Annotated in this window: 13 protein-coding genes; 5 read left to right on the top strand and 8 right to left on the bottom strand. The window is 66.0% G+C overall.

Features of this window, described 5'->3' with window-relative positions:
• Positions 1–3 precede the first annotated feature (3 nt).
• From Q0K09_RS04480 to Q0K09_RS04515, 8 genes are all read right to left on the bottom strand, one after another.
• Entirely contained in the window at positions 4–372 is a 369-nt protein-coding gene (locus Q0K09_RS04480) for a (2Fe-2S) ferredoxin domain-containing protein (RefSeq protein WP_294473481.1), read from the bottom strand.
• On the bottom strand, positions 369–965 hold the full coding sequence (locus Q0K09_RS04485) for an ATP-binding protein (protein WP_294473482.1): 597 nt from the start codon (positions 963–965) through the stop codon (positions 369–371). The genes Q0K09_RS04480 and Q0K09_RS04485 overlap by 4 nt, the downstream gene beginning before the upstream one ends.
• Positions 966–984: 19 nt before the next feature.
• On the bottom strand, positions 985–1479 hold the full coding sequence (gene nuoE, locus Q0K09_RS04490) for an NADH-quinone oxidoreductase subunit NuoE (RefSeq protein ID WP_294473483.1): 495 nt from the start codon (positions 1477–1479) through the stop codon (positions 985–987).
• A gap of 219 nt (positions 1480–1698) precedes the next feature.
• Positions 1699–2355 (bottom strand): histidinol-phosphatase, encoded by a 657-nt coding sequence (locus Q0K09_RS04495; RefSeq protein ID WP_365931441.1) that lies wholly within the window; start codon positions 2353–2355, stop codon positions 1699–1701.
• A gap of 101 nt (positions 2356–2456) precedes the next feature.
• Positions 2457–2786: a DRTGG domain-containing protein gene (locus Q0K09_RS04500; RefSeq protein WP_294473484.1), complete on the bottom strand. Its 330-nt coding sequence runs from the start codon at positions 2784–2786 to the stop codon at positions 2457–2459.
• The gene (locus tag Q0K09_RS04505; protein ID WP_294473485.1) at positions 2783–4138 is read right to left on the bottom strand and encodes a [Fe-Fe] hydrogenase large subunit C-terminal domain-containing protein; all 1356 of its coding nucleotides are present in this window, start codon (positions 4136–4138) and stop codon (positions 2783–2785) included. The genes Q0K09_RS04500 and Q0K09_RS04505 overlap by 4 nt, the downstream gene beginning before the upstream one ends.
• A gap of 53 nt (positions 4139–4191) precedes the next feature.
• Positions 4192–4614, bottom strand: coding sequence for an ATP-binding protein (locus Q0K09_RS04510; protein ID WP_294473486.1), 423 nt, complete (start codon positions 4612–4614; stop codon positions 4192–4194).
• 3 nt (positions 4615–4617) lie between these two features.
• The gene (locus Q0K09_RS04515) at positions 4618–4959 is read right to left on the bottom strand and encodes a DRTGG domain-containing protein (protein WP_294473487.1); all 342 of its coding nucleotides are present in this window, start codon (positions 4957–4959) and stop codon (positions 4618–4620) included.
• A gap of 302 nt (positions 4960–5261) precedes the next feature.
• On the opposite strand from Q0K09_RS04515, the gene Q0K09_RS04520 reads away from it, so the two are divergent.
• The 5 genes from Q0K09_RS04520 to Q0K09_RS04540 all read left to right on the top strand — a co-directional run bounded on the left by Q0K09_RS04520 (position 5262) and on the right by Q0K09_RS04540 (position 9262).
• Positions 5262–6152, top strand: a complete 891-nt coding sequence (locus Q0K09_RS04520; RefSeq protein WP_365931443.1) for an ABC transporter substrate-binding protein — start codon at positions 5262–5264, stop codon at positions 6150–6152.
• 93 nt (positions 6153–6245) lie between these two features.
• Entirely contained in the window at positions 6246–7016 is a 771-nt protein-coding gene (locus Q0K09_RS04525; RefSeq protein ID WP_294473493.1) for an amino acid ABC transporter permease, read from the top strand.
• A complete protein-coding gene (locus Q0K09_RS04530) occupies positions 7003–7725 on the top strand; it encodes an amino acid ABC transporter ATP-binding protein (RefSeq protein ID WP_294473488.1) in 723 nt (240 codons plus the stop codon). The genes Q0K09_RS04525 and Q0K09_RS04530 overlap by 14 nt, the downstream gene beginning before the upstream one ends.
• Before the next feature lie 132 nt (positions 7726–7857).
• Complete coding sequence (locus tag Q0K09_RS04535) at positions 7858–8625, top strand: TatD family hydrolase (RefSeq protein ID WP_294473489.1); 768 nt, start codon at positions 7858–7860, stop codon at positions 8623–8625.
• A 19-nt stretch (positions 8626–8644) separates the two neighbouring features.
• Positions 8645–9262: a TatD family nuclease-associated radical SAM protein gene (locus Q0K09_RS04540; RefSeq protein WP_294473490.1), complete on the top strand. Its 618-nt coding sequence runs from the start codon at positions 8645–8647 to the stop codon at positions 9260–9262.
• Positions 9263–9333 lie beyond the last annotated feature (71 nt).

Raw genomic sequence — 9333 nt, forward strand, 5'->3', positions numbered from 1 at the left:
CTGTCATTCTGCCGCCCCGATGGTGTACTCCACCACGGGGCTGTGGTTGACCAGATGCTCGGCCACAATGCGGGGCACCTTCTCCGGGGTGAGCTTCACATAGGTCACCTTCTCCTCCCCGGGGACATAGACCTCGGCGATGGGCTCCAGCCGGCACACGCCGATGCACCCGGTCTGGGTCACGGCCACATGTTGGAGGCCCCGCTTGGACACCTCCTCCAAAAAGGCGGACAGCACCGGCCGGGCCCCCGCCGCAATGCCGCAGGTGGCCATGCCCACCACCACCCGGATGTCCTCGTCGCTCTGCTCCCGCAGGTCAATCTGCCGCTGCATCCGTTCCCGGATGGCTCTGAGTTCTTCCAGACTTTTCATGTCGTTCCCTCCCTGACGGTATCCAGTCTCGTTCCGCGCTCCGGCGGGGCCTCCGGCCGCAGTCCGGCCTCCCCCTCGGCCACATAGCCCTCCATCCACTGGGCCACCTCCGGCAGAGAGAGGGGGACCTCCGGCCCCAGGATGGCCCGGACCTGGGCGGTGTCAAAGGTAAAGGCGCCCTGCGGCCCCTTGTGCATATAGGTCAGCTCGGTCTCCCCGGACAGGCCCTGGGCCAGCAGGGCCACCGTGGCCGCTAGGTCCCCCAGGGGCGGGCAGTCGATGTGCCCGGCGTGGAAGACGGCGGTGACAGTGGTGCCCACCCCCTCCCGGCTCTCCACCGCCAGCGTGCCGCCGGTCTGCTCCGCCGCCAGCCGCAGCAGGGGCAGGCCCATCCCCACCTTCCGGGTGGTGCGGGTGGTGGTGAAGGGGTCGGTGACCCGGGCCAGGAGCTCCGGGGACATCCCCCGGCCGTCGTCGGCCACGGTGAGGGTGATCTCGCCGTCCGCCTCCTCCACCCCCAGGGCCACATGCCGGGCCCCGGCGGCCAGGGAGTTCTGGGCGATGTCCAGCAGGTGGAGAGACAGCTCCTTCATGGCATCCCCTCCCGGCCGGTCAGTCGTATTTCTCCAGAATTCCGCCCACCAGATCGGGGGTCAGGCGGCCGTAGACGTCGTTGTTGATCATCATCACCGGGGCCAGACCGCAGGCGCCGATGCACCGGCAGGCGTCCAGGGAGAACTTCCCGTCGGGGGTGATGGCCCCGGAGCGGATGCCCAGGTGCTTTTCCACGGCGGCCAGCACGTCGGACGCCCCCTTGACGTAGCAGGCGGTGCCCAGGCACAGGCTGATCTGGTACTTCCCCTTGGGGTTCAGGGTGAACTGCGCGTAGAACGAGGCCACCCCGTAGACCTCGCTGAGGGGGATGTCCAGCCCCTCTGCCACCATGATCTGGACCTCCTCCGGCAGGTAGCCGAAGATCTCCTGGGCCGCCTGAAGCACCGGCATGGTGGCCCCGGGCTGTCCCTTGTGGGCCTCGATGACCGCCCGCAGTCGCGCCTCCTGCTCCTCCGTCCCGCTGTAGGGCACCACGGTCTTCACGTTTGGCATAGTCGGGTTCCTCCTTTTTCCTTCCCGTCCGAATCACGAGAACGCCCGGCGATCCCGCCGGGCGAAGTATCGTAAGCTCTATTGTACCTGTTCCCGCCGTCAAATTCAACAGATTTCTTTGAGAAATCCAAGAATCTTTTGCTCGGGCGTCCAAGGGCCTGTTGGAAAACGGCAGCGGGCTGGCAGCCGTGTTCCAACAGGCCCTAAAAAGGAAGGAATTTACCTCCCGCCCCGGCGCAGCCAGTCCAGCACGGCCTGGGGGGTGGGGGCGGGGACCTCCATCCACTGGTGGGCGTCCTGGATCTGATCCAGATAGTGGGCGTCGGAGCCGGTGAGAAAGCGCACCCCCTCCAGGTCCCGCCGGCGCTGGAAGAGGTCCGGCGGGCAGCGGCGGGAGACCTCCGCCAGGGGGAAGCCCAGGGCGGGGTCCCACAGGCCCAGGTTGGAGAGCAAAGAGAAGCTGTCCCGGTCGATGTGGGCGGGGTAGGCCACACCGCCGCAGGATTCCGCCAGGGTGTGGACCTCGTAGACGCCGATATCGGCGGCCCCGGCGAGAAGCCGGGGCTCCTCCCCCAGGACGCGGTCGTCCACGTCCATGCGGACCTGCCGGCCGAAGATTTCCGGGTCGTTGCCCCGGTCCCCCAGCCGGGGGTAGACCAGGTCCTGGAAGGCCATGGCCTGGTCCAGACCGGGAAAGAGGCAGATCACATGGACCTCCTCCAGAGTGCACAGCTCCATGCCCGGCAGGGCCAGCAGGCCGTACGCCCGGGCGGCGGCGCAGAAGGCGGGGCAGTTGCCGCAGGTGTTGTGGTCGGTGAGGGCGGCCACATCCAGCCCGGCCAGGCGGCACAGGCCGGCCACGGCGGCGGGGGTCATGGCCAGGTCCCCGCAGGGGGAGAGGCAGGAGTGAAAATGAAAGTCAAAGGCCAGCCGGATGGGGTCCGCCTCCTCTCAGGTATGGAATGGGCTGCTGGCGGCTATCTTAAGAGGTCCTTCAGGGCGGCGGCGGTGTCAAAGGAGGACCGCTTGGTCCCCAGGAGGTTGATGCTCTGCTGCTGGGCCCGGCGGAGCAGAGCCTCGTCGGGGCGCACATCCTCGGTGAGCACCACGCAGGCTGCGTCGGTCATCAGGGCCACGGCGGCCACATTCTGGTTGGACATGATGGTCAGCCAGGCGTCCCCCGCCTTGGCCCGGCCCATGACCCAGGAGAGCAGATCTCCCACATAGCCGCCGGTGACCTCCCGGCCGGGCTCCGGGAGGCAGAAGGACTGCAAGGCCAGGATATTGGCCAGTTCGCTTACCGTCAAGGGCTGGACCCTCCTTCCTTGGAATGGGAGCCGCCCCGGTGCTCCGGCGTCCTCCGCTGCCGGAAGGGGGCGGGCAGGTATTCGTCGGCCTCTCCGGCCCCGGCCATGTACTGCATCCGCTCCCGGACCTTGAAGATGCAGTCCTCCAGAGAGGCCCGGCCCAGGACCACATCCTCGGCCAGGGCGTGGCAGGAGGGGGCCCCGCAGGAGCCGCAGTCCAGGCCGGGGAGGCTGTGGAAGAGCTCGTCGATCCTCAAAAGCTTCTCCATGGCGGCCCCCCGGTCCTGGTCCAGGCGCAGGGCGGGGTGGTACTGGAGCTCCCGGTCCCCCTTCACCAGGTCCCGGTCGGGGCCCTGGAGGTTGAAGCGGTTCCGGGACACCGGCAGGCCCCGCATCAGGTTCTTGATGCGCATCCGGGCCCCGTAGGGGTTCTCCACTGTGAAGCAGCCCCCCACGCAGCCCTGGGTGCAGGCCCGCAGCTCGATAAAGCCGGCCTCAGGCAGGCGGCCGTCCTCAATCTCCTCCAGCATACGGATGCAGTTCTCAATTCCGTCCACCGCCAGGTAGCTCTGGCCCAGCCGGGCGGCCGACTCGCCGCCGCAGTAGGCCCAGCCCACCCCCATAATGCCCGCCGAGGACAGATTCCGCCGCTCCTTCAGGTGCCGCATGGGGCCCAGGAGCCGGAGGTAGAGGTCCCGGATGGAGAAGGCCCCGTCCAGCACCGGCTTCTGGAGGTATTCCGGGGCGTGGGCGGCGGTGACCTGGGAGGAGCAGGGGACGATGGAGAAGACCCCGATCTCCTCCGGGGGCAGGCCAGTCTCGGCGGCGGCCTCCCGGCGGGCCAGGATGGCGGCCAGCTCCACCGGCGTGATGGTGGCGGCGATGTTGGGGATGAGCTTGGGAAAGCGCATCCGAATCAGCCGCAGGACGGTGGGGCAGGCCGAGGAAATCTGGGGAACCGGCCCCTCCCCGCCGTCCCGGAGGCTCCGGCGGGCGTAGTCGGAGAGGATTTCGGCGGCCCGGGCCGTCTCGTAGACCTTCTGGAAGCCGACCTCCAGCAGGGCGCTGAGGACGATGTCGACGTCCCCAAGGTTCTGGAACTGTCCATAGAGGGCGGGCTCCGGCAGGGCCACCCGGAACTTGTACTTCTCCAGCTTCTCCAGGCTGTCGCTGACGGACTTCACCGCCTTGTGGGGGCAGACCTGGATGCACTTGCCGCAGTCAATGCACCGCTCGTTGAGGATGGCGGCCTTCCCCCGGCGGACCCGGATGGCCTCGGTGGGGCAGTTCTTGATGCAGGTGGTGCAGCCCCGGCAGCGCTTGTATTCCAATATAACGGAGTGCTTCATCATTCCCGTTTCCCCCCAGTCGGGCCCAATCGGGGCGGGAGAGGGCTCCCACCCAGTCAGGCGATGTGAATGCGCATGGTCACCGTGGTGCCCACGCCCACGGTGGTGTCGATCTCCATTTCGTCGGAGTAACGTTTCATGTTGGGCAGGCCCATACCGGCGCCGAAGCCCAGGTCCCGGGCCACGTCCCCGGCGGTGGTGAAGCCCTCCTCCATAGCCTTGTCCACGTCGGGGATGCCGGGGCCCTGGTCCACCAGGCGGATGGTGATGGCGTCCATGCCCACCGTCACCTCCACATGGCCGCCGTCGGCGTGGATGACCATGTTGATTTCCCCCTCGTACATGCAGATGGAGGCCTTGCGGATGACCTCCGGGGGGAGGTCCAGTTTTTTCAGGGCCATTTTCATCTGGCTGGAGGCCTCCCCCGCCTGGAGCAGGTCCCCGCCGTCCACCTGATAGGTCAGCTTCAGATCTCCCATGGCTCACTCCCCCGCCAGGCCCCGGCTGTAGAGCAGGCCGCAGGCGATGAACATCCGCAGCGCGGAGCGCATGACCACAATGTCCCGCTCCCGGGCCAGCTCCACGATGTCTGGCCCGGGGAGCTTGCCCCGGACGAAGACGATGCACTTCATGTCCATCATCTCGGCGGTGCGGACCACCTGAGGGTTGACCATGCCGGTGAGGAGGAGGCCCTGGTCCTTGACGTAGGCCAGCACATCGCTCATGAAGTCGCTGGCGCAGGCGGAGCGGACCTCCCGGTCCAGCGCCTCCTCGCCACAGAGCACCGTGGCCTGGAGGGTATCCCGGATCTCGTACAGGTACATAAGCGTTCCCCTTTCCGCGGTCCCGGCGGGACCGTGTGACGCCGCCGGATGCAGCCGGCGGGTGTGGATTCCCTGGCAGGCCTATTCTATCACATTTTTCCGGCGGATGGAACCAATTTTTCATTTTTGGAACCACACCCTTTGGGGGACGGGACTGGGAAGGCAAAATATTCATTGGTATTCTATCTAAATTGCATAAATCCGGGGAGGCCGCCGAAGAAAGGCTTGATTTTTTTCGGGAAGAGTTGTATAATCTTGCAGATAACAGGCCCGGACCGGGCCGAATCAAGGAGAGAATGCACATGAAACTGAAAAAAGTCCTTGGGCTGGCCCTGAGCGCCGCCCTCAGCCTCAGCCTGCTGGCCTCCTGCGCCGGCGGCAGCGCCGAGACCCCCGCCCCCGAGAGCACCACCCCCGTGGAGCCTGCTCCCTCCGCGTCCGCCCCCGCCGAGACCGGCGGCTACGGCGACTTCACCTCCGGCCTGATTGAGCCCGGGCAGCTCATCATGGTGACCAACGCCTCCTTTCCCCCCTATGAGATGACGGACGACAACAACAACGTCATCGGTATCGACCCTGAGATCGCCCAAGCCATCGCCGACAAGCTGGGCCTGGAGCTGGTCATCGACAACATCGACTTTGACGCCGCACTCATCTCCGTCCAGGAGAACCGGGCCGACGTGATGCTGGCCGGCCTGACCTACAACGCCGACCGGGACCTGGTGATGGACTTCACCGACCCCTACGCCACCGGCGTCCAGGTCATCATCGTCCGGGGGGGCGACACCACCATTGCCGGCACCAACGACGATCTGCAGCTGGTGGACGCTGACGGCAACGTGCTGGAGGACATTCAGATCGGCGTGCAGCGGGGTACCACCGGCGAGATGTACTGCCAGGATGCCCACGGCGTGGACCATGTGACCAGCCTGGACAACGGTTCCGTGGCGGTGCAGGCCCTGCTCAACGGTCAGGTGGACTGCGTGGTCATCGACAACGGCCCCGCCCAGGAATATGTGGCTGCTACCTCCGGTCTGGAGATTCTGGATGGCGCCTATGTGGTCGAGGACTACTGTGCCGCCGTGGACGAGGGCAACGAGGTCCTGCTCCAGGCGGTGAACACCGCCCTGAACGAGCTGATTGCCGACGGCACCGTTCAGGCCATTATGGATAAGTACATCACCGCCGAGTAATCTGCAATCTCGTCGAAATTCCGCAAAAGGGGCGGCCCCAGCCGCCCCTTTTGCGGCAATGTTGATACAGAGAAGGAGGGACCGCCCATGGATTTGGCCCAGACCTATGAGCTGTGGCGGGGAATGATGCGGGACGGCGTCTCCCTGGAGTGGTGGCAGACCTTTTTTGTCCGCTTCTACCAGGCTTTCCTGGAGGCGGACCGCTGGCAGTCCTATCTGGAGGGGGTGGGCATTACCCTGCTGACCACGGCCATCGCCCTGGCCATAGGCGTGGCGCTGGGAGTGGTGGTGGCCATGCTCCGCACCGCCCACGACCAGCAGCGTCCAGGCAGGCCCCGGAACCCGGTGTTGGGTGCAGCCAACGCCCTGTGCAAGGTGTATGTCACTGTCATCCGGGGCACCCCCATGATGGTGCAGATTCTCATTATGGGGCTGGTGATCTTTTCTAGCAGCCGGAACTTCACCGCTGTGGGGGCCCTGACCCTGGGTATCAACTCGGGGGCCTATGTGGCGGAGATCATCCGGGGGGGCCTCATGTCCCTGGACTCGGGGCAGATGGAGGCGGGGCGCTCTTTGGGGCTGAACTACTTCGACACCATGCGCTTCATCGTCATCCCCCAGGCATTCAAGGCCATTCTCCCATCTCTGGGCAACGAGTTCATTGTCCTGCTGAAGGACACCTCCATGATCTCCATCATCGGCGGGCAGGAGCTAACCTTCTTTGCCCGGAACATCGTCACCCGCACCTATGACGCCATGATGCCCCTTCTGGGGGCGGCGGCCATCTACCTCGCCCTGGTGCTGATCTTTACCTGGCTCCAGGGGAAGCTGGAAAGGAGGCTGCGTCAGAGTGATCGACGTTGAGCATTTGAGCAAATCCTTCGGGAAGAACCTGGTTCTGGACGACATCAGCGAGCACATCCAGGAGGGGGAGAAGGTGGTCATCATCGGCCCCTCCGGCTCGGGCAAGTCCACCTTTCTGCGCTGCCTCAACCTGCTGGAGGAGCCCAGCGCCGGTACCATCACCTTCGACGGCGCCGTCATCACCGGCCCCAAGGTGGACATCGACGCCGTCCGGCGGCAGATGGGCATGGTGTTTCAGCACTTCAACCTCTTCCCCAACATGACCATCCGCAAAAACATCACCCTGGCCCCGGTGCGTACCAAGCTCATGAGCCAGGCCGAGGCCGACGAGACCGCCACGACCCTCCTCCGGCGGGTGGGGCTGGAGGAGAAGGCCGGCGCCTACCCCGCCCAGCTCTCTGGCGGCCAGAAGCAGCGCATCGCCATCGTCCGGGCCCTGGCCATGAAGCCCAAGCTCATGCTCTTTGACGAGCCCACCTCCGCCCTGGACCCAGAGATGGTGGGCGAGGTGCTGGAGGTCATGAAGGAGCTGGCCCAGGAGGGCATGACCATGGTGGTGGTCACCCACGAGATGGGCTTTGCCCGGGAGGTGGGCACCCGGGTCCTCTTCATGGACGGGGGCCACATCCTGGAGCAGAACGAGCCCCACGCCTTCTTCGCCCACCCCAGAGAGGCGCGGACCCGGGAGTTTTTGTCCAAGGTCCTGTAATGCTGCGCGGTCCCGCTCGGCCCAAGGCCGGGCGGGACTTTTTTCAGGCAGGAACGGCCTTGCAATCGGCGGAAAAAGCGGGTATCATAGTGTCTGCGGAAGAATCCGCCGCACGAAAGGGAGGATTTGCCCATGATTTTTGACACCCACGCCCACTACTATGACGCCGCCTTTGACCCGGACCGGGACGCTCTCCTTTCCGCCCTTCCGGAGCGGGGGGTGGACCTGGTGGTCTGCCCCGGCTGCGACCTGGAGAGCTCCCGGGCCGCCCTGGCCCTGGCGGAGCGGTATGACTATTTCTACGCCGCCGTGGGCTTCCACCCGGAGAACCTGGAGGGGGCGGCCCTCACCGAACTGGACCAGGTCCGCGACCTGGCCGCCCACTCCAAGGTGAAGGCCATCGGCGAGATCGGCCTGGACTATTACTGGGTGAAGACCCCGGAGGACCGGGCCTTCTCCCGGGACTTTTTCGACGCCCAGCTCTCCCTGGCGGAGGAGCTGGACCTGCCGGCGGTGGTCCACGACCGGGACGCCCACCGGAACTGCCTGGACATCGTCCGGGCCCATCCCAACGTCCGGGGGGTCTTTCACTGCTGCGCCCTCAGCGTGGAGGACGCCAAGGTGGCGGTGGATTTGGGCTGGATGCTCTCCTTCACCGGCAACCTCACCTTCCCCAACGCCCGGCGGGGGCCTGAGGTGGTACAGTGGATGCCTTTGGACCGGCTGATGCTGGAGACCGACGCCCCCTACATGGCCCCGGCGCCCCACCGGGGGGAGCGGTGCGACTCCACATTAATCCCTCTCACTGCCGCCACAGTGGCCCAGCTTCGGGGCCTGACGGTGGAGGAGGTCCTGGCCCTCACTCTGGAGAACGGCAAGCGGTTCTTCGGCATCCAGTGACCCAAAGGAGGCATATGTTATGGAGACCATCACTTACGAATACGGCGGGGGGCTCTACGTCAACCTGACCAACCGCTGCGACTGCGCCTGCGTTTTCTGCCTGCGGCACAACGGCCACAGGGGGAGCATCTACGCCGGCGACCTGTGGCTGGACCATGAGCCCACCCGGGAGGAGGCCCTGGCCGATCTCCTGGCCCGGGATCTGGCCGGCTACCCCGAGATCGTGTTTTGCGGCTTTGGGGAGCCCACCTTCCGCATCGACGACATCCTGTGGCTGGTGGATCGCATGAAGGAGCGGGCGCCGGGCCTGCCGCCCATCCGCATCAACACCAACGGCCACGCCAACCTCATCCAGGGCCGGGACGTGTGCCCCGACCTCCAGGGCCGCATTGACGTCCTCTCCATCTCCCTCAACGGCGCCACGGCGGAGGAATATGTGGCGGTGACCCGGCCCCGGGACGGGGTCCGGGCCTGGGAGGCCATGCTGGACTTCACCCGGGAGGCAGTGGAGTATGTGCCGGAGGTAGTGATGACCATTGTGGACAAGGACAAGTCCCCGGAGGAGATCGCCGCCTGCCGGGCCCTCTGCGAGGGCCTGGGGGCCCGGTTCCGGGTGCGCAGCTACATCGAGGACTAGGGCTTGTTTGAAACATGTCAACATGCCCAACCGGCGGGTCTTTTGCCCCCTGGACGGCGCAATTTTTCCTT

This window comes from uncultured Intestinimonas sp., assembly GCF_944387725.1.
GTDB lineage: Bacteria > Bacillota > Clostridia > Oscillospirales > Oscillospiraceae > Intestinimonas.